We start from the raw sequence: 19865 nt of genomic DNA, 5'->3' as shown, positions 1-19865 counted from the left end.
GCGCGTCAGTCTGCTGTCTCCTCCAGAGATACGGCGGCGTCGCGGACCTTGACCATGGTGCGAAGATTCCGGGTTGTGGTGGAAGCCTTGTACTTCGGCTTCGCAGTCAGTTTGCTGAACGGGCTCTCAAGGGTACCGCCGGCGGGTGCCAGCCAGGCCAGGGCCTCCGGGCCCAGCCGCTCCTGCTCCACACTGTCCAGTGCTGCCCCTGCGGCGGACAGCTCGTCCAGGGCGGCCGTATCCGAGGCCAGGGTGAGATAGGTGTGGGTGGTTTTGTCGTCAGCTGGGTAGCGGCACGCAGCAACAAGCTCTGCCACCCGCTCCGAGGTCAGCACCACCACCCACGCGTCGTAGCCGAAGCTCTCCCGCAGCGTGGTTTCGAACTCCTTCTTGACGGCGGCAGGGCCGAGATCGCTGGCCAGCACGACGTTGCCACTGGCCAGCAGGGTTTTCACCGCCGTGAACGGTCCCGATTTCAGGGCGTCCTTGAGGTCCGCCATCTTGATGTTGATGCCGCCCACGTTGATGCCGCGGAGGAACACTGCGTAGCTGGTCATGCGCCCAGACTACTGTGCGGTTACCCGGCGGCACTTCGTGTGGTCCCCGGTAGCGGGGGTGCGGTGGATTGGTAGGTGTGGCCGGTGGGGGTGGTGATTTCGATGGTGTGCCGGGGTCCTGGTTTGGGTTGGGTTTTCCAGCCGGGGAGTTCTTTGGTGTGGTTGCAGGCTTCGCAGAGTCCGGCGCCGTTGTCGAGGGTTGTTGGGCCGTTGTTGTGCCAGGGGATGATGTGGTCGTGGTGGCGGATGGGTGCGTCGCAGTAGGGGGTGCGGCAGGTGTCGTCGCGGACTTGGATGAAGCGGCGCAGCGGTGGCGGGAAGAGCCGGCGCTTGGCGTCCATCGCGACGAGGTCGCCGGTGTTGGGGGCGGTGTAGAGGCGGCGGAGCCAGATCTTGAGTTCTTTCACGGCGTCTTTTTGGTCTCTGCGGGTTGAACTGCCCGCCGTGGGCTGGAGGCGATCTGACGTGCCGGGATCGTGCCGCCGGTCCAAGGCCCGGTCCTGGTGCCCGGCCAGGCCCGGGCCATGAGCCGCACCCTTGCCCTGCGCCCGCCTCTGTCCGTCGCCTGGTCTTTCCTGGTGTCCTTGTCCCGGTGCGAAGAGTTCGCGGGCCCATGCTGCGGGGACGGTGCCGTAGCCGGTGAGGCGGGCTGGTTCGGGGTCGGCTTGGAGGAGGGTGCGGTCGGTCATGACGAGGTTGATGTTGATGCCGCTGATCCCGCCGGGGGTGCCGGTGATGGATTCGACGAGGGTGTCGGCCATGGCCTGGTTTTTGGAGCGCGGGTCTCCGGCGGAGCGGAGGGTGTCGGCCTGCCGGGTGAGGGCTGTGTAGGCGGCGACGCCTTCGTGGGCGGGCAGCAGCGCGGTGAGGTAGGTCATGCAGTCCGGTGCCGGGCGCAGGCTCACGCCCCGTTCGGTGGCGGCGTGGCTGGCGCGCTGGGTGACCGAGCGCGGATCCCGCCGGATCGCGGCGGCCTTGACCGCGGCGATGACGCCGCGGGTCCCCACCCCGTCGAAGGTCCCGGTGTCGGCGGCGAGCTCTTCGTCGACCGCGGCACGGTCTTCGACGGTCAGGCAGGCTGTTTCCTTCACCACGTGCATCGCCTTTTCTTCACTGAGCCGGCCGGTATCCAGGGCGGTGAGGGTGTGGGGCATTTCGATGACGAGGGCTTTGGCCATGCCCAGCAGCCGGCCGCCGCGGTGCGGTGACTCGCCCCGGGCCAGGGCGATCTGCTCAGCCACACCCAGGCTCTGTTCTTTGGATCGTTTCTTGCCGAGATCCTCGGCCGCCAGGGTGTTGCTTGTGGCCAGCCCGGAAGCGGCCTGCGCCGTACCGTCCACAGTCGCGAATTCGGTTTGTTCCTGCCGCTGCCTGGCTTCAAACTCCACGGCGAGCCGGGCCTGCTGGCCGGTGGCCCAGTGTTTGAGTTTCTCCAGCGCCGTGGTCTGGTCGATCAGCGCGGGACCGTCGGCAGTGAGATCGGCCTGCAAGAGCGTCTTCACGGCCCCGACCCGGTTGCCGAGACCCAGCCCGGGAGCATCACCGCCCGAGCGATCGCCACCGGTGAACGATGCCTCGTAAAACAGCGCTTCGGGAAACGGATCTTCCGGGAGATCGCCGTCGTCATACTCTCCGCCGGGGAAAGGGTCCTCCGGATACGCGGACTCCGGATCGGCGCCATAGGGAAAGTCATCGCCGGCAAAGCAATCGCCCGCGAACTCGTCGAACGGAAAGACCTCGCCGGAAGACCAACCGTGCGGAACCGTGTCGCCAGGGAAAACTGCGCCTGCAAACAGGGCCTCCGGACCCGCGGCAGCAAGCGGAGCATCACCGTTCGGCACCCCCGCTTTCACTGCTGAATTCCCCAGAACCTCCATGACCACAGTCTGCCAAGGGGGTACGACATTAATCGGGCGGATAGACCTGGATCTGGACGGGACTTGGAAGTTTTTTAAAAATTTCTTTGGACGCACCCAGCTGGACCCGTAGGCCAGCACCGGCCCGGATTTGGACGGGCGCGGGTTCAGACAAGCTCAACCGGTGGTAGTGCGCCGCCCCTAGTCGTTGTTCTTGCGGAGGGCGTCCGTCAGGACCCGGGCTGCGTTGCAGACGACTTCGGCGTGCAGCCGTCCGGGCTGGCGGGTGAGCCGTTCGATGGGGCCGGAGATGGAAACGGCGGCAATGACGCGGCCGGAGGGGCCACGCACCGGTGCAGAGACGGAGGCGACCCCCGGCTCGCGTTCGCCGAGGCTCTGGCCCCAGCCCCGTCGTCGTACTCCCGCCAGAACGGTGGGCGTGAAGCGCGCCGACTGCAGGCCTTCCAGGAGGCGGTCATGATCTTCCCAGGCGAGCAGCACCTGGGCGGCTGAGCCGGCCTTCATGGACAGCTGGGTTCCCACGGGAATGGTGTCGCGGAGGCCGATGGGCCGTTCGGCGGAGGCAACGCATACGCGCCAGTCACCCTGGCGGCGGAAGATCTGCGCGCTTTCGCCGGTGGCGTCGCGAAGCTGCATGAGGACCGGCCCCGCGGAGGCGATCAGCCTGTCCTCGCCGGCGGCGGAGGCAAGCTCGACAAGCCGGCTGCCGAGCACAAAGCGGCCCTGGATGTCACGGCTCACCAGGCGGTGGTGAACCAGCGCCAGTGCAAGCCTGTGCACCGTGGGGCGTGCCAACCCCGTGGCAGCTACAAGCTGCGCAAGAGTGGTGGGTCCGGCTTCAAGCGCGTCGAGCACCTGCGCTGCTTTATCAATGACACCGACTCCACTAGAATTGTCCATGTATTGATATTGCCGTCTCATTATCTGAGATGCAAATCATCGGACTGGCTTATTACACGGCTCTGCTGTTTCAGTGGAACCAACAGCAAAACAGCATCGAAGGGAGATGGCCATGGCCAAAACATTGGCCGAGAAAGTCTGGGATGCGCACGTGGTGCGCAAAGGCGACGGCGACGGCGCCAACGCCCAGCCTGACCTTCTGTACATCGACCTGCACCTCGTCCATGAGGTGACTTCCCCACAGGCGTTCGAAGGTCTCCGCCTGGCCGGCCGCAAGCTGCGCCGTCCGGACCTCACCATCGCCACCGAGGACCACAACACCCCCACCCTGGACATCGACAAGCCGATCGCCGACCTCACCAGCCGCACCCAGATCCAGACCCTGCGCAACAACTGCGAGGAGTTCGGTGTCCGCCTGCATCCGCTCGGGGACGCCGAGCAGGGCATCGTGCACGTTGTGGGCCCACAGCTGGGACTGACCCAGCCCGGCATGACCGTGGTGTGCGGCGACTCCCACACCTCCACCCACGGCGCCTTCGGCGCCCTGGCGATGGGCATCGGCACGTCCGAGGTGGAGCACGTCATGGCCACCCAGACGCTGTCCCTTAAGCCCTTCAAGACCATGGCCATCAACGTCGAGGGCACGCTGCGCCCCGGCGTGACCGCCAAGGACATTATCCTCGCTGTCATCGCCAAGATTGGCACCGGCGGCGGCCAGGGCTACGTCCTGGAGTACCGCGGCTCGGCCATCCGCGCCCTGTCCATGGACGCACGCATGACCATCTGCAACATGTCCATCGAGGCAGGCGCCCGGGCCGGCATGGTGGCCCCGGACGAAACCACGTACGCCTACATGAAGGGCCGGCCGCACGCGCCGGAGGGCGCCGACTGGGACGCTGCCGTCGAATACTGGAACACGCTGCGCACCGACGATGACGCCGTCTTCGACGCCCAGGTTGACCTGGATGCCAACACGCTCGAGCCGTTCGTCACGTGGGGGACCAACCCGGGCCAGGGTGTCTCCCTCTCAGCCAACGTGCCGTCCCCGGAGGACTTCGGCGACGAGAATGCCAAGGCCGCCGCCGAGCGCGCCTTGCAGTACATGGGCCTGGCAGCCGGAACGCCCATGAAGGATATCCGCGTGGACACGGTCTTCCTCGGCTCCTGCACCAACTCACGCATCGAGGACCTGCGGGCTGCGGCGGACATCATCCGCGGCCGCGAGAAGGACCCGCAGGTGCGGATGCTGGTGGTTCCCGGCTCCGCCCGGGTACGCCTCGAAGCCGAGGCCGAGGGCCTGGACCGCGTGTTCAAGGACTTCGGCGCGGAATGGCGCTTCGCCGGCTGCTCCATGTGCCTGGGCATGAACCCGGACCAGCTGGAGCCGGGGGAGCGGTGCGCCTCCACCTCCAACCGCAACTTTGAAGGCCGGCAGGGCAAGGGCGGACGCACCCACCTCGTTTCTCCGGTTGTCGCAGCCGCCACGGCCGTCCGCGGAACGCTGAGCTCGCCGTCGGACCTCGACCCGGCACCGGAATCCGCAGCCCTCACCACCGACGCCGCCTAGGAAGACGCCATGGAAAAGTTCACCACCCACACCGGCATTGGCGTCCCGCTGCGCCAGAGCAACGTCGACACGGACCAGATCATCCCGGCCGTGTACCTCAAGCGCATCACGCGCACCGGCTTTGAAGACGCGCTCTTCTCCGCCTGGCGCAAGGATCCTTCCTTCATCCTGAACCAGGAACCGTTTAATGCCGGGTCCGTGCTGGTGGCCGGTCCCGACTTCGGCACCGGTTCCTCCCGCGAGCACGCCGTCTGGGCGCTGAAGGACTACGGCTTCCGTGCCGTGCTGTCCTCCAGGTTCGCCGACATCTTCCGCGGCAACTCGGGCAAGCAGGGACTCCTGGCCGCCCAGGTAGCCCAGGATGACATCGAGCTCATCTGGAAGGCTCTCGAGAACGCACCCGGCACCGAAGTAACTGTTGACCTCGTCTCCAAGACCGTCACCTGCGGCAACGTGGTGGCGCCCTTCGAGATCGACGACTACACGCGCTGGCGCCTGCTCGAGGGCCTGGACGACATCGGCCTGACCCTGCAGCACGAGGAGGACATCACGGCCTACGAGGCCACGCGGCCGTCCTTCAAACCCCTCACGCTGCCGGCGAAAACCGCCTAGGCAACAGGCAAGGAAGCAGTCCCGAAAGGCCCGCCGTGCACAGCCGCGGCGGGCCTTTCCGCTGCCCGCGGTTCGCGTGCCGAAGCCCACACACCCGCGTCAGTATTTCGGTTCGGTAACGCGAACTCATATGCTTAGCTGGTGCCTTTGTAAGGATTTGGGGGGCGAGTAGTCGTGAGGAAACCGGTAAATGAGTAGTGTTCTGACAATCCGCGGAGGCGTCCCGCTAACTGGCCGTGTCAGCGTCCGCGGTGCCAAGAACCTTGTACCCAAGGCCATGGTGGCGGCGCTGCTGGGCAACGAGCCCTCCGTGCTGCGGAACGTGCCGGAAATCAAGGACGTCGAGGTGGTCACCAGCCTCCTCCAGCTCCACGGCGTGACCGTCGAGAAGGACCCCGTCACCGGCGACCTGACCCTCGATCCCAAGGCAGCCAAGACGGCGCCGAGCACGGCCATCGACGCACACGCCGGAGACTCCCGGATCCCGATCCTGCTGTGCGGCCCCCTGATCCACGCGATCGGTGAGGCCTTCATCCCGGACCTGGGCGGCTGCAAGATCGGTGACCGCCCCATCGACTACCACCTGGACGTGCTTCGGCAGTTCGGCGCCGTCGTCGAGAAGCGCCCCGGCGGCATCCACATTTCCGCACCCAAGGGCCTGCACGGAGCCAAGATCTCCCTGCCGTATCCCTCCGTCGGTGCCACGGAGCAGGTTCTCCTGAGTGCAACGCGCGCCGAGGGCATCACGGAACTCTCCGGCGCCGCCACCGAACCGGAAGTCATTGACCTCATCGCCGTGCTCCAGAAGATGGGCGCCATCATCAGCGTCCAGACGGACCGGACCATCCGGATCGAAGGCGTCCGCGACCTCGGCGGCTACAACCACCGCGCACTTTCGGACCGAAACGAGTCGGCCTCCTGGGCATCCGCGGCGCTCGTAACGCGCGGTGACATCTTCGTTGAAGGCGCCTCGCAGCGGGACATGATGACCTTCCTGAACACCTTCCGCAAGGTGGGCGGCGGCATGGACATCGGGGAGGACGGCATCCGGTTCTACCACCGCGGCGGGAAGCTCAGCCCCCTCGTCCTGGAAACGGACGTCCACCCCGGCTTCATGACCGACTGGCAGCAGCCGCTCGTCGTGGCCCTGACCCAGGCCGAGGGCGTCTCGATCGTGCACGAGACCGTCTACGAGAACCGTTTCGGCTTCACCGATGCCCTTATCCGCATGGGCGCCAGCATCCAGGTGCACCGGGAATGCCTCGGCAGCGTGCCCTGCCGCTTCGGCCAGCGGAACTTCCTGCACTCGGCGGTCATCTCGGGTCCGACGCAGCTCAAGGGAACCGACATCGACGTGCCGGACCTCCGCGGCGGCTTCAGCCACCTGATTGCCGCGCTGGCCGCCACGGGTACCTCCCGGGTGACGGGCATCGACATCATCAACCGCGGCTACGAGCGGTTCACCGAAAAGCTGGCCGGGCTCGGCGCCGACTTCGACATCTCGTCGGCAAAGTAGCGGGGGCCCGGTGAAGGAATCGGCCAAGAGCCACATAACGTTCGTGATTATCGCCGGCATTGTCCGGCCGGTCCTGAACCTGATCATGAACAAGAAATGGGAAGGCACGGACAAGCTTCCCGCGGGCGGCTTCATCGCCGTGCCCAACCACTGCACCGAGATCGACCCCCTCGTCATCGGCCACATGCTGTACAGCCAGAAGCGCGCCCCGCACTTCCTGGCGAAGGCGGGCCTTTTCAAGGTTCCCGTGGTGGGCGCCGTGCTGCACGCCACCAAACAGATTCCGGTGGAACGCTCGACGGCGGGTGCCAACCGCTCGCTGCAGCTCGCCCAGGAGATCGTTGCTGAAGGCGGAGCAATCATCATCTACCCCGAGGGAACGCTGACCCGTGACCCCGGCCTGTGGCCGATGAAAGGCCACACCGGCGCGGCCCGCCTGGCGCTCGAGACCGGCATCCCCGTGGTGCCGATGGCGCACTGGGGCGCGCATGAACTCTTTCCCCGCTACGCGAAGCGGTTCCACCTGTTTCCGCGCAAGACGTCCAGGATCCGCATCGGCGACCCCGTTGACCTCTCCCGGTTCGCAGGCCGCTCCCGGGACAAGGCCACCCTGGCCGAGGCTACCGACGTCATCATGGATGCCGTGACGGGACTCCTGGCCGAACTCCGCGGGGAGCAGCCGCCGGCCCGGCGCTGGGACCCGACCGCCCACAACCAGACGAAGCACGGCCGCGACGTTGAGCGGGGCGGGAAATGACGCCTGTGTCCGCCCGGCCCGGCTCTGCCGTGTCCGTGGCAGTGCTGGGCGCGGGGTCGTGGGGCACCACCTTCGCGAAGATCCTTGGTGACGCCGCCACCGCCTCCGGCGTGGAGCGCAGCATCCGCGTCTGGGGACGCCGGGCGGAGGTCGTGGCCGAGATCAACGGCAGCCACCGCAACCCCCAATACCTGGCCGACATCGACCTTCCGCGGAGCATCACCGCCTCCACCGATGTGACCGAGGTGCTGTCCGGAGCGGACCTGGTGGTCCTCGCCGTTCCCGCGCAGTCGTTGCGCCTGCAGCTGCGCAAGTGGAAGCCCCTGATCGGTCCTGACGCCCTGGTGGTGTCCCTGATGAAGGGCCTTGAGCTGGGATCGGACGCGCGGATGAGCGAGGTCATCGCGGAGGAACTGGACATCCCGGCTGAACGCATCGCCGTCGTGTCCGGGCCCAACCTGGCCATGGAGATCGCCCGCGAAGAGCCAACGGCCTCGGTCGTTGCCTGCCCCGATGCCGCCGTCGCCGGCTGGATCGCCAGAAGCTGCACGGCCCCGTACTTCCGCCCGTACACGACTTCCGACATCGTGGGTGTTGAAATCGGCGGCATCGTCAAGAACGTCATCGCGCTGGCGGTGGGCATCTGCGAGGGCAAGCAGATGGGGGACAACACCAAGGCCTCCGTCATCACGCGCGGGCTGGCCGAAACGTCCCGGCTGGCCCTGGCGCTCGGCGGCAAAGCCCACACCATGGCCGGCCTGGCCGGACTTGGGGACCTGGTGGCCACGTGCTCCTCCCCGCTGTCCCGGAACCACACCGCCGGCCGGCTGCTGGGACAGGGGCTCACGCTGGACGAGGTGGCCCAGAAAATGACCCAGACGGCCGAAGGCATCAAGTCCGGCCCGGCCGTGCATGAGCTGGCCGGCAAGGTCGGCGTCGAAATGCCCATCACGGCGGCCGTTGTCGCGGTCCTCGCCGGAAAATTGTCCGTTGACCAACTCGGGCCGCTGCTGCTTTCCCGGGAACTCAAAGCCGAAGGCGATTACTGACAGTGTCGGAAGAAAACTTGACCCCAGCGGACATTACCACTGCAACCCCGAAGAAGCCGCGCGTGGCCGTCCTTTTTGGCGGCCGCTCGAGCGAGCATGCCGTCAGCTGCGTGACCGCGGCCGGTGTCCTGGGGGCCATCGACCGGAACAAGTACGACGTCGTCCCCATCGGCATTGCCAAATCCGGCCAGTGGGTCCTCGCATCAGCGGACACGGCCCAGTGGTCGCTGTCTGCCACCTCGCTTCCGGAGGTCCCGCCGTCGGCCCAGACGGTGACCCTCACCGAGATCGGCGGCGAGCACCAGCTCATCGTGACGGCCCCCAACGAGGTACCGCAGGAACTTGGCACCGTGGACGTGGTGTTCCCGCTGCTGCACGGGCCGTTCGGCGAGGACGGCACCATCCAGGGGCTCCTGGAGCTCTCCGATACCCGCTACGTCGGCGCGGGCGTGCTGGCGTCCGCAGTGGGCATGGACAAGCACTTCATGAAGGTGGTCTTCGAGGCGGCCGGCCTGAAGGTTGGCCCGTACATCGCGGTGACCGACCGGCAGTGGCGCAACGACCCCGAATCCGTCCGCAAGCAGGTTGACCTGCTGGGCTTCCCGGTTTTCGTGAAGCCCGCACGCGCAGGATCCTCGATGGGCATCTCCAAGGTTGACTCGCTTGACGGCCTGGACGCCGCCATCGAGGCCGCCCGCGAGCATGATCCCAAGCTGGTGATCGAGGCCGGGATCGTGGGCCGGGAAATCGAGTGCGCCGTGCTCGAAGGCCGCGGCGCCGACGCGCCCCGCACGTCCCTGCCCGGTGAGATCTCGGTGGGCGGCGACCAGCACGAGTTCTACGACTTCCAGGCCAAGTACGTGGACGACGCGGCGGCCCTGAGCTGCCCCGCCGACATGCCTGAGGAAGCGATTGGCCGCGTCCGCGAGCTGGCCGCGGCGGCGTTTGAGTCGGTCGGGGCGGAAGGCCTGAGCCGCGTCGACTTCTTCTATACGCCGGACGGCGACCTCATCATCAACGAGATCAACACCATGCCTGGCTTCACCCCGAAGAGTATGTACCCGCAGATGTGGGCGGCCACCGGCCTGTCCTATCCGGACCTGATCGACGAGCTGATCCACCTGGCGCTGAACCGCAAGACGGGTCTGCGCTAGCGTCGGCGGCTGGCCGTGCGCGGCTGGCCGGGCTTGCCGAGCACCACCTACTTGCTGGTGGGCACGTCCTGCAGGTCCGCCTGGCCAACGCACTTCCGGCTGGCCTTGATCTTGGCTGCTGCACCGGACAGGTCAGCCAGGACGGTGGCCGAGCTGATCTTGTTCGGGTCCATCAGGATCTCGGTGGCCGGTTCCCGGCCGTAGGCGGTCAGGGTCCACACCGGGTTACCCTCCTTGATGACCCAGTCGACGTCGTTGACGCTCACGCAGCGGTCCGTGGTGGGGCCCGGAACGTTGACGCCGCACCGCAGGATCACCAGCGACGGGTCGCCCCAGGCGGCGGTGGCCTGGCTGTTCGTCTTGCGCAGGCGGGCATCGCCGATGGCGTCCGGGAGGGCCACCATCATCGGGGCACAGGCCGGATTGGCCGCATCGGCGGCCGGGGCAACATCGACGGCGGGTGAACAACCACCCAGCGCCAGCCCCGCCGCGGCGGCGGCTGCTGCCACGGCCAGCCCGAGGAGGGGTTTCTGGACAGGCTTCCGGGCGGGTTTCCGGACGGGATTCCGGACGGGTTTCCGGACAAGGGGGTAACGCATCCCTCCAGCCTATCGTTCGGCCGGGACCCGGACTGACCGCCGGCGCCGCGGGCCCGTCGTGACCGGGGCAGCCTTTACAGCCCGCCATAAATGTCTGTCCGTGGCGGTAGCGTAGTGGCGTGCCCCAAACACCATTGACTGTCGCCCAACTGTCCGAAGGCGAGCTTCTGGCCAGGATTTTCCCGCGCCTGGAACTCGGCGCCCTGCACAGTGCCGCCGTCGTGCTCGGACCAGGCGATGACGCAGCCATCGTCGCCGTGCCGGACGGCAGGACGGTTATCAGCATCGACACCCAGGTCCAGGACCAGGATTTCCGGCTCGAGTGGAACAACGGCTACCGCACCACCGGATACGACGTCGGGTGGAAGGCCGCCGCGCAGAACCTCAGCGACATCAACGCGATGGGCGCGTCCGCAACGTCGATGGTGGTCAGCCTGACCATGCCGCCGGATACTCCGGTGTCATGGGTGGAGGACCTGGCGGACGGCCTCACGGCCGCCATCAGCAAGCTGGGGGCGGGCGCGTGCTCCGTAGCCGGCGGCGACCTCGGCCGCGGCCGTGAGCTGTCGGTCACCGTTGCGGTACTCGGCACGCTCGGCGGCGGGCAGCCCGTCCTCCGGTCCGGCGCGCAGGAAGGCGACACCGTGGCGATCGCCGGCCGGGCGGGATGGGCCGCCGCCGGGCTGGCGCTGCTCGAATCCAGCCACCAGGTGGGGTCGCTTGCACCGGAGCTGCTGGCGCTGCTTGAGCTTCAGTGCCGGCCCGAGCCGCCCCTGGAAGCGGGGCCGCTGGCGCGTGTATCCGGTGCCACCGCCATGATGGACATCTCGGACGGCCTGGTGCGGGACGGTACCAGGCTCGCGGCGGCCAGCAGCGTTCGGCTGGATCTTGATCCCCGGCAACTCGACGGCCTCGCGCAGGCGCTCCGCCCGGCAGCCACCCTGCTGGGGGCTGATCCACGCGCCTGGGTGCTCGGCGGCGGGGAGGACCACGGGCTCCTGGCCACATTCCCGGCCGGCTTGCAGGTGCCGCCCGGGTTTACTGGGATAGGCTCAGTACAGGCCTGCGGCGCCGACGAGGCGCCGGGCGTGACGATCGCGGGACGGCCCGCTGACTCCGTGGGATGGGATCACTTTGCAGACTAAGGTTGCCGCGAACGCGCAAGCCATGAAGCGGTGGTTGGGCAAGGCCGAAACCGCACTGGGCAACCACAGCGACCGCCTCAATGCCATCAACATTTTTCCGGTAGCAGACGGCGACACCGGAACCAACCTGTACCTCACAGTCCGTGCCGCGGCCCGCGCGCTGCAGGATGCCGCCCCGGCAGATGCCGGTCAACAGCTCAATGACGTGGGCGCCGTGCTGGCGCGCGCCGGCCAGGCGGCCATGGAGCAGGCCAAGGGGAACTCCGGCACGCTGTTCTCCGTATTTCTCTGCGCCGCTGCCGAACCGCTGGCCGGCCATGCCCGCCTCACGTCGTCGCTGCTGGCCGCAGCCCTTAACCGGGCGCAGATCAGGGCCTGGTCCGCGCTCAGCGACCCCGTCCCCGGCACCATGCTCTCCGTCATGGAAGCGGCAGGCCGGGCGGCGGCCGCCGTCGACGCCGCCCACAACGGCAATGACAGCAACCATGCGCTGGGCCTTGTCCTGGACGCAGCGGTGGAGGCCGCCCTTGAAGCCGTGGTCCGCACCGAGGGACAGCTTGACGCGCTGCAGGCCGCGCACGTGGTCGATGCCGGCGGAGTCGGCATGCTGCTGATTCTGGACTGCCTCCGCTCCGCAGTGCTCGGCGAGGAACTCCGCAACGAACTGCTGGACGGCCTGCACGGCTACGACCTGCAGGATCCGCACATCCACACCGACATGCCGGACGACGACGGCGTGGAGGTCATGTGCACCATCAGCCTCTCCCCGCTGGACGCCGCCACGCTCCGGCAGCGCCTGGATGAGCTCGGTGACTCGGTCATCATGAGCCAGGTGGGCCCGTCCGCCGACGCCGAGGGCCGGTACCGCTGGCGGGTCCACGTCCACGTTCCGGAATCGGGCCCGGCCCTGGCGATCGTCAGGTCGCTGGGTGACCCGTCGGACGTGTCCGTCAGTGACCTCGCCCTGCCCCGGGATCCGTCAGGAGAAGTGGGCGCAGAGGGAAGATGAACGTCGAAATGGAACTCGGCCTCGAGCGCCGGATCGGCAAACGCTCCGCGAACGCGATCGGGAAGCACCTGGGCATCACCACTGTGGGCGGCCTGCTCAACCATTTTCCGCGAAGGTACATCAACCGCGGTGAACTGACGCGCATCAGTGAACTGCCGTTTGATGAGGAAGTGACGCTCATCGCCCGGGTCGTCTCCAACAGCACCAGGCAGATGCGGCAACGCAAGGGCTCCATCACCGACGTCGTCGTCACCGATGACGCCGGAACGGGCACGCTGAAGATCAGTTTCTTCAACGCCCGTCTGCCCAAGGTCGAACTGCATCCCGGACGGCGTGTCATGTTCTCCGGAAAGGTGACGCGCTATCAGGGTTCGCTGGGGCTGACCAATCCGAACTACCAGCTGCTGGACAAGGACCCGGAAATCGCTGGCATGGACCCTGAAAAGCTCGCGGCCATGCCCATCCCGATTTACCCGGCCACCGCAGGAATCACCAGCTGGGCCATCCACAATGTCGTGAAGGCCCTGCTGGAAACCGCCGACCTGGACGCCTTGCCGGATCCGCTGCCGCCGGCCATATCAGCGCGCCAAAAATTCCTTCCGGTGCCGGAGGCCTACCGGCTCATCCACACCCCCGAAAACGCACAGGACTGGCGCAAGGCCAGGGACCGGTTCCGCTACCAGGAGGCGCTGGTCCTCCAGTCCGCCCTTGCCCGCCGCCGCGCCCAGCTTTCCGCGGAGGAGGCCACCGCCCGGCGTCCCGTCCAAGACGGGTTGCTCACAGCCTTCGACCGCCAGCTGCCGTTCACCCTGACCGCGGGCCAGTCCGCCGTCGGCAAGACCCTCTCGGAGGAGCTCTCACAGGACGGGCCCATGAACCGGCTGCTGCAGGGCGAGGTGGGCTCCGGCAAAACCATTGTGGCGCTGCGGGCCATGCTGCAGGTGGTGGATGCCGGAGGACAGGCTGCCCTGCTGGCACCCACGGAAGTCCTGGCGGCGCAGCACTTCGAATCCATCCGGCGGACGCTCGGTCCGCTGGCAAGCGACGGGCTCCTGGGCGGCCTCGGCGGGAACTCTGTGCAGGTCAGCCTGCTCACCGGCTCCATGCCGGCCGCCGCCCGGAAGCAGGCGCTGCTCGACGCCGCCTCCGGGACAGCCGGGATCGTCATCGGCACGCACGCGCTGCTCAGCGACAACGTCACCTTCTTTGATCTGGGCCTCATCGTGGTGGACGAGCAGCACCGCTTCGGTGTGGAGCAGCGCGATGCCCTGCGGGCCAAGGCCAGCAAGCCGCCGCACCTGCTGGTGATGACTGCCACCCCGATCCCGCGGACCGTGGCCATGACAGTGTTCGGCGACCTCGAAACGTCAGTGCTGGACGAGCTGCCCGCCGGCCGGGCACCGATCACCACACATGTGGTGGGCCTCGCGGAGAACCCCGGCTGGGCTGCCAGGATCTGGTCCCGTTCCCGCGAGGAGATCGAGTCCGGCCACCAGGTCTACGTCGTGTGCCCCAAGATCGGGGCGGACGACGACGGCGACTTTACTCCCGGTGAAGCGGAACCTGATCCCGGGGAACTGGAGGGGGACGGCCCCGGACGCGAGCTGGCGTCCGTGACCGCCGTCGTCGAGCATCTCAAGGGGGAGCCGGCGCTTGCCGGCGTGCCGCTGGCCCCGCTGCACGGACGCCAGGACCCGGTGCTGAAATCCGGGACCATGGCGTCCTTCACCGCCAACCAGACCAAGCTGCTGGTGTCCACCACAGTGATCGAGGTGGGCGTGGACGTGCACAACGCCACCCTGATGGTCATCCTGGATGCTGACCGGTTCGGCATCTCGCAGCTTCACCAGCTTCGCGGGCGCGTGGGCCGGGGAGGCCTGCCGGGGACATGCCTGCTCGTGACCACACTCGAACCCGGCCACCCCAGCCGGCGCCGGCTCGATGCCGTGGCATCCACCACGGACGGGTTCCAGCTTTCGCAGGAGGACCTGAAGCTGCGCCGGGAGGGTGACATCCTCGGCGCCTCGCAGTCGGGCGGCCGCTCCACGCTGAAGCTGCTCCGCGTGCTGGAACACGAGGACCTCATTGCCCGGGCAAGGCAGGACGCCCAGAAGATTGTTGCCGCAGACCCCGCGCTGACCGGACACGCGGCTCTTGCCGAGGCCATTGACGAGTACCTGAATCCTGAGAAGGAGGCGTTCCTTGAACGCGGCTAGCACCAACCCACTGCGATCCGGGCGGCCATGGGCGGGGGACCGGGCATGAGCAGAATCGTCGCCGGCGCCGCGGGCGGTACCCCGCTGGCCAACGTTCCGGGTTCCCTGACCCGTCCCACCACCGACCGGGTCAAGGAGGCCCTGTTTTCACGGCTGGATGCATTCAACGTGCTCGGCGGCGCCCGGGTAGTGGACCTGTACGCCGGATCCGGCGCACTGGGGGTCGAAAGCGCCAGCAGGGGAGCGGAAACCGTTGACCTGGTGGAGTTTGACGCCAAGGCCAGCGCCATTTGCCAGCGGAACGCCGACCTCATCAACGGGGTCCTGGACCGCAAAGCCGTCACGGTCCACCGCTCCAAAGTTGAGTCCTTCCTCGAACGGACGGCCGGGGAGACCAAATGGGACGTCGCCTTCCTTGATCCGCCCTACCCCCTCGGCGAGCCGGCCTTGGCGTCCGTTTTGGAAAAGCTCGCGCCGCACCTCAACGAGGGGGCTGTGGTGGTGGTCGAACGGTCTTCGCGCGCTGCCGAACCCGGCTGGCCGGACGGCCTGGAGCGCTTCGCGGAGAAAAAATACGGCGAGACGCGGCTCTGGTACGCCGAACCGTCCAGCGGCCAGGACGTCGATCTCGCGCTGGAGGCCGAGGAATAGCCTCTGACCTGACAGGTGGCGCTAGTCCGACAACCGGTCCAGCTCGACGCCGGACAGGACCTTCGCCGGATGGGGACCGCGGGCCGTAAGAGCGTTGGTCCATGCGGGCGGCCAGGGCGTCCGGGTGCCGGCAAGGATAATGTTGCCCGGGTATTTTCCGGTGAACATGCCCGCCTCGGCGCAGGCGGCCACGTCCGTCATGGCCCGCCGCAGCGCCACCACCTGGCTCCGGACCAGCGTCAGGCCCGGCTCATCGCCGACATTCACGATCAGCACGCCGCGTTCCGTGAGGAGCGCCGCGGCCTCCTGGTAGAACTCCGTGCAGGCGAGATGGCCGGGCGCATCTGGACCGGAAAAGATGTCGAGGATAACGACGTCGAACCGAAGGTCCGCGGGCAGCTCCGCCAGGGCGGCGCGCGCATCACCGATGACTGTGTGGAGGTTTGTGCCTTCCGGCAGCGGCAACCGCTCCAGCACGAAGTCCAGCAGTTCCCGCTCCAGTTCCACGGCATACTGCACGGATCCGGGGCGGGTGGCCTGGATGTACCGTGCCAGGGTCAGGGCGCCGGCGCCCAGGTGCAGCGCGCTGATGGGTTCGCCCCATGGTGCGGTGAGGTCCACGACATGGCCGATGCGGCGCAGGTACTCGTAGAAGATGTCCTCGGGGTCGGCCAGGTCCACGTGGGACTGTTCAGCCCCGCCGATGCTCAGCACGTACCCGCCGTCCGTATACTCATCCGGCTCTATGACCGCGTGCTGGCCGGTGGCCCGTAGGAAACGCGATGCCCGTGCGCTGTCGGCCATCTCAGAGCCTTTCCTGGAGGGTCGCCAGCCGGGCGGCGGCCTCCTCGAGGACCTCATCGCGCTTGCAGAAGGCGAACCGCAGCAGGCTGCGGGTCCGTTCAGCGCCCTCCGGGTGGCAGAACACGGGCACCGGAATGGCAGCCACACCCACCAGCCCGGGCAGGCGCCGGGCCAGGTCCACGGAGTCGCGGATGCCCAGCGGAGAGGTGTCGACGTTGACGAAGTAGGTGCCGTCGGGCGTGAACACCTTCAGGCCGGCCGCGCGCAGCCCCGCGCTGAGGATGTCGCGCTTTTTCCGCAGCGTGGCGGAGATGTCGGCATAGAAGCTGTCGGGCAGGGCCAGGGCGGTGGCGATGGCGCTCTGGAACGGGGTGCCGGAGCTGTAGGTGAGGAACTGCTTCACCGTCCGTACCGCCGCCACCAGGTGCTCCGGGCCGCTCAGCCAGCCGATCTTCCAGCCGGTGAAGGAGAAGGTCTTTCCAGCCGAGGAGATGGTTATTGTCCTGTCGGCGGCCCCCGGCAGTGTGGCCACCGGAATGTGGCGGACACCGAACGTCAGGTGCTCGTAGACCTCGTCCGTGATGATGATCGCGTCATGCTTCCGGGCGAGGTCGACGACGCGCTGAAGCACCTCGCGGGGGAAGACCGCGCCTGTCGGGTTGTGCGGGTTGTTCAGCAGGACTACTTTGGTGCGATCGCTGAACGCCGCTTCCAGGGCGCCGGCGTCGGGAAGGAAATCCGGGGCGAGCAGCGGAGCAGTGACGTGCGTGGCGTCGGAGAGCCCGATGATGGCGCCGTACGAATCGTAGAACGGCTCGAAGGTCAGGACTTCATCGCCGGGGCCGACGAAAGCCAGCAGGGATGCGGCGATCGCCTCGGTGGCGCCGGTGGTGATGATGATCTCCGTGTCCGGGTCCGGTTCCAGGCCGTAAAACCGGCTCTGGTGTGCGGAGACGGCCTGCCGCAGCTGGGGGATCCCTTTGCCGGGAGCGTACTGGTTGGAGCCCTCTGCGATTGCCGCCTGCGCGGCCGCCTTGATCCCGGCCGGGCCGTCCTCGTCGGGAAATCCCTGGCCGAGGTTGATGGCGCCGGTCTGCATGGCCAGCGTGGTCATCTCCTCGAAGATCGTCACGCCCAGCGCGCCGTCACCTGCCAGCAGGTTAGCCCCGGTGGCCGCTCGCTGCCAGGGTGCCGGAAGTGGTTGTGTCATTGGTTTCCTGCCTGTCTGTCCGGCACTGTTTTCGGCCGCGGGCGCGTTCCCGGTCGGTGCCCCAGTCATGGTATCCCGGCCTGCGGATACGGTAGGTTCGGAGCATGAGACGCGCCGTATGCCCAGGCTCCTTCGACCCCATCCACAATGGACACCTGGAGGTCATCGCCAGAGCCGCGAGCCTGTTTGACGAGGTGATCGTCGCCGTGTCCACCAACTATGCCAAGAAGTACCGCTTCCCGCTGGAGGAACGCATTGACATGGCCAGGGAGACACTGGCCTCGCTGCGCGGGATCATCGTCGAGCCGGTCGGAGAAGGGCTGCTGGCGGAGTACTGCCGGCAGCGCGGCGTGTCTGCCATCGTGAAGGGGCTGCGGTCGTCGTCGGATTTTGACTATGAACTCCCCATGGCCACGATGAACCGCCAGCTGAGCGGTGTGGAGACGGTGTTCCTCCCGGCGGAGGCCCATTACCTCCACCTCTCGTCGACGCTGATCAAGGAAGTGGCCACCCTGGGCGGCAGTGTTTCCGAGTACGTTCCCAGGTCCGTCCTCAAGAGGCTGCTTGCCGGCGGCGCGCCTTAGGCCGCCACGCCGTAAAAGGGGTAGGCTTGTCCGGTACGTTTCCGGTGCACGCCGGCCGCGAGCCCGGGCGTGGCATCCGGTTTGAGTCCGTCAGGGAGTTCAGGCTAAGATAATACGTCGGTCATATGTTCAACAGGAGTTCTCATTAAGCGAGATGCAAGTTCGCCCTTGATGTTTGATGTCAAGGACCTCGGGCGAAGCCCGGGGAGCATGCGTACACTGACGGAACATGTACCCGCGCCGGAAGATCTCGGCGTGGCGCTCATTGGCGTTCAGGAAGGCTCGGACATCGAGCTCAACCTGAGGCTGGAGGCCGTACACGAAGGAATTCTGGTATCAGGAACTGCCCTCGCCGAAGTAAAAGGTGAGTGCGGCCGATGCCTGGATCCCCTTGCGTATGACCTTGAGGTCAATGTGCAAGAGCTTTTCTTCTACGAAGGCGCCCTGCCTTCCGACGAGGAAGACGATGAAGAGCAACGTCGAGTCGAGCACGATCTGATCGATCTTGAGCCGGTGTTGCGGGACGCAGTCGTGACCGCGCTGCCGTTCCAGCCGGTGTGCCGGGAAGACTGCCAGGGTCTGTGCTCCGAATGCGGGGCGCGCCTGGAAGACGATCCGGGGCACCACCACGAGGTCGTAGATCCTCGCTGGGCTGCCCTGGCTGATCTTGCTAAGCCTGACCGGCAAAATTGATTTGTAAGTGTTTTTCTAGAGAGAAATGAGTTAGCCGTGGCTGTTCCCAAGCGGAAAATGTCTCGCTCGAATACCCGCGCCCGCCGTTCCCAGTGGAAGGCAACTGCGCCCCACCTGGTGAAGACCGTCGAGAACGGCCAGGTCACCTACAGCCTGCCGCACCAGGCAAAGGTCGTCACCGACTCGGCTGGCACTGCGCTGTTCCTTGAGTACAAGGGCCGCAAGGTCGCGGACGTCTAATCGGCCTCCAAGCTGATCAGGATGTCTTCAACTGAAGAGCTTCTGAAGCGTCTCGGTGTCTTCATTGACGCCGGGACGCTTCGTCTTGCTCTGACACACCGCTCCTACGCCTACGAAAACGGCGGCATACCCACCAACGAGCGCCTTGAGTTCCTGGGTGACTCCATCCTGGGCTTCTCCGTCACCGATGCGCTGTACCGCGACAACCCCACGCTCCCCGAAGGCGACCTGGCCAAACGCCGGTCAGCCGTGGTGAGCACACGGGCCCTCGCCGGCATCGGCCGCAGCCTGGGCATCGGTGAGTACATCTACCTCGGCCAGGGCGAAAAGCTCACCGAGGGCAAGAACAAGGCCTCGATTCTGGCCGACACCATGGAAGCACTCATCGGTGCCACCTACGTGTCCAACGACATCGAGACCGCCCGCCAACTGGTGATGCGCCTCATCGGACCTCTCCTGAAGGACGCTGCGGCGCTGGGCGCCGGCACGGACTGGAAGACCAGCATCCAGGAACTTGCGGCGGGCCGCCAGCTTGGCAGCATCTACTACGCCGTCGAGGGCTCCGGTCCGGACCACGCGCGCACGTTCGTCGCCGAACTCCAGATCGGCGGAACCGCCTACGGCAAGGGTTCCGGCCACTCCAAAAAGGAAGCCGAGCAGGAAGCTGCAGCTGACGCCTGGCGGAAGCTGTCCGCCCCCTCGGATTCCGCCGCGGGCAGCTAAGC

20 protein-coding genes are annotated in these 19865 nt (G+C 67.0%); 14 read left to right on the top strand and 6 right to left on the bottom strand.

The genetic code is table 11. The features are described from left to right. Nucleotides 1–5: 5 nt before the first annotated feature. The 3 genes from ACFUTU_RS07425 to ACFUTU_RS07415 all read right to left on the bottom strand — a co-directional run bounded on the left by ACFUTU_RS07425 (nt 6) and on the right by ACFUTU_RS07415 (nt 3334). Entirely contained in the window at nt 6–557 is a 552-nt protein-coding gene (locus ACFUTU_RS07425; RefSeq protein ID WP_377962735.1) for a DUF1697 domain-containing protein, read from the bottom strand. Nucleotides 558–577: 20 nt separating this feature from the next. Continuing rightward, entirely contained in the window at nt 578–2434 is a 1857-nt protein-coding gene (locus ACFUTU_RS07420; RefSeq protein WP_377962732.1) for an HNH endonuclease, read from the bottom strand. Between the two features lie 180 nt (nt 2435–2614). Next, nucleotides 2615–3334, bottom strand: a complete 720-nt coding sequence (locus tag ACFUTU_RS07415) for an IclR family transcriptional regulator (protein ID WP_377962729.1) — start codon at nt 3332–3334, stop codon at nt 2615–2617. A gap of 112 nt (nt 3335–3446) precedes the next feature. Between ACFUTU_RS07415 and leuC the strand changes: the two genes are divergently transcribed. From leuC to ACFUTU_RS07385, 6 genes are all read left to right on the top strand, one after another. Continuing rightward, the gene (gene leuC / locus ACFUTU_RS07410; protein ID WP_377962726.1) at nt 3447–4901 is read left to right on the top strand and encodes a 3-isopropylmalate dehydratase large subunit; all 1455 of its coding nucleotides are present in this window, start codon (nt 3447–3449) and stop codon (nt 4899–4901) included. A 9-nt stretch (nt 4902–4910) separates the two neighbouring features. Beyond that, nucleotides 4911–5513 carry a 3-isopropylmalate dehydratase small subunit gene (leuD, locus tag ACFUTU_RS07405; protein ID WP_377962723.1) on the top strand — a complete coding sequence of 201 codons (603 nt, stop codon included), beginning with the start codon at nt 4911–4913 and terminating at the stop codon, nt 5511–5513. A gap of 190 nt (nt 5514–5703) precedes the next feature. Continuing rightward, entirely contained in the window at nt 5704–7029 is a 1326-nt protein-coding gene (gene murA / locus ACFUTU_RS07400; RefSeq protein ID WP_377962720.1) for a UDP-N-acetylglucosamine 1-carboxyvinyltransferase, read from the top strand. Nucleotides 7030–7039: 10 nt separating this feature from the next. Continuing rightward, entirely contained in the window at nt 7040–7786 is a 747-nt protein-coding gene (locus ACFUTU_RS07395; protein WP_377962717.1) for a lysophospholipid acyltransferase family protein, read from the top strand. Beyond that, complete coding sequence (locus ACFUTU_RS07390) at nt 7783–8835, top strand: NAD(P)H-dependent glycerol-3-phosphate dehydrogenase (RefSeq protein ID WP_377962714.1); 1053 nt, start codon at nt 7783–7785, stop codon at nt 8833–8835. Before ACFUTU_RS07395 ends, ACFUTU_RS07390 begins: the two co-directional genes overlap by 4 nt. A gap of 17 nt (nt 8836–8852) precedes the next feature. Continuing rightward, complete coding sequence (locus ACFUTU_RS07385) at nt 8853–9989, top strand: D-alanine--D-alanine ligase family protein (protein WP_377962711.1); 1137 nt, start codon at nt 8853–8855, stop codon at nt 9987–9989. 47 nt (nt 9990–10036) lie between these two features. On the opposite strand, the gene ACFUTU_RS07380 is transcribed toward ACFUTU_RS07385, so the two are convergent. After that, nucleotides 10037–10588: a DUF3515 family protein gene (locus ACFUTU_RS07380; protein WP_377962708.1), complete on the bottom strand. Its 552-nt coding sequence runs from the start codon at nt 10586–10588 to the stop codon at nt 10037–10039. A gap of 119 nt (nt 10589–10707) precedes the next feature. On the opposite strand from ACFUTU_RS07380, the gene ACFUTU_RS07375 reads away from it, so the two are divergent. From ACFUTU_RS07375 to rsmD, 4 genes are read left to right on the top strand one after another with little or no spacing between them, the layout of a single operon-like run. Then, nucleotides 10708–11733, top strand: a complete 1026-nt coding sequence (locus ACFUTU_RS07375) for a thiamine-phosphate kinase (protein WP_377962705.1) — start codon at nt 10708–10710, stop codon at nt 11731–11733. 22 nt (nt 11734–11755) lie between these two features. After that, nucleotides 11756–12742, top strand: coding sequence for a DAK2 domain-containing protein (locus ACFUTU_RS07370; RefSeq protein WP_377962702.1), 987 nt, complete (start codon nt 11756–11758; stop codon nt 12740–12742). After that, nucleotides 12739–14958, top strand: a complete 2220-nt coding sequence (locus ACFUTU_RS07365) for an ATP-dependent DNA helicase RecG (RefSeq protein ID WP_377962699.1) — start codon at nt 12739–12741, stop codon at nt 14956–14958. The genes ACFUTU_RS07370 and ACFUTU_RS07365 overlap by 4 nt, the downstream gene beginning before the upstream one ends. A gap of 45 nt (nt 14959–15003) precedes the next feature. After that, complete coding sequence (gene rsmD / locus ACFUTU_RS07360; RefSeq protein ID WP_377962696.1) at nt 15004–15609, top strand: 16S rRNA (guanine(966)-N(2))-methyltransferase RsmD; 606 nt, start codon at nt 15004–15006, stop codon at nt 15607–15609. A gap of 21 nt (nt 15610–15630) precedes the next feature. Here the strand turns inward: rsmD and ACFUTU_RS07355 are convergent, their stop codons facing one another. Continuing rightward, on the bottom strand, nt 15631–16413 hold the full coding sequence (locus ACFUTU_RS07355; RefSeq protein ID WP_377962693.1) for a spermidine synthase: 783 nt from the start codon (nt 16411–16413) through the stop codon (nt 15631–15633). 1 nt (nt 16414) lies between these two features. Then, a complete protein-coding gene (locus ACFUTU_RS07350) occupies nt 16415–17623 on the bottom strand; it encodes an aminotransferase class I/II-fold pyridoxal phosphate-dependent enzyme (protein WP_377962690.1) in 1209 nt (402 codons plus the stop codon). A 104-nt stretch (nt 17624–17727) separates the two neighbouring features. Here ACFUTU_RS07350 and coaD point away from each other — a divergent pair, with 104 nt between their 5' ends. The 4 genes from coaD (at nt 17728) to rnc (ending at nt 19863) form a co-directional block, all read left to right on the top strand. Beyond that, nucleotides 17728–18207, top strand: a complete 480-nt coding sequence (gene coaD / locus ACFUTU_RS07345; protein WP_377962687.1) for a pantetheine-phosphate adenylyltransferase — start codon at nt 17728–17730, stop codon at nt 18205–18207. Nucleotides 18208–18375: 168 nt separating this feature from the next. Then, a complete protein-coding gene (locus ACFUTU_RS07340) occupies nt 18376–18900 on the top strand; it encodes a YceD family protein (protein ID WP_377962684.1) in 525 nt (174 codons plus the stop codon). 36 nt (nt 18901–18936) lie between these two features. Then, nucleotides 18937–19140, top strand: coding sequence for a 50S ribosomal protein L32 (gene rpmF / locus ACFUTU_RS07335; protein WP_009356569.1), 204 nt, complete (start codon nt 18937–18939; stop codon nt 19138–19140). Nucleotides 19141–19161: 21 nt separating this feature from the next. After that, complete coding sequence (gene rnc / locus ACFUTU_RS07330) at nt 19162–19863, top strand: ribonuclease III (protein ID WP_377962682.1); 702 nt, start codon at nt 19162–19164, stop codon at nt 19861–19863. Nucleotides 19864–19865: the final 2 nt, after the last annotated feature.

Source organism: Arthrobacter sp. NPDC057388, assembly GCF_042668165.1.
Taxonomy (GTDB): Bacteria; Actinomycetota; Actinomycetes; order Actinomycetales; family Micrococcaceae; genus Arthrobacter.
This window is presented reverse-complemented; position numbering and strand designations above follow the sequence as displayed.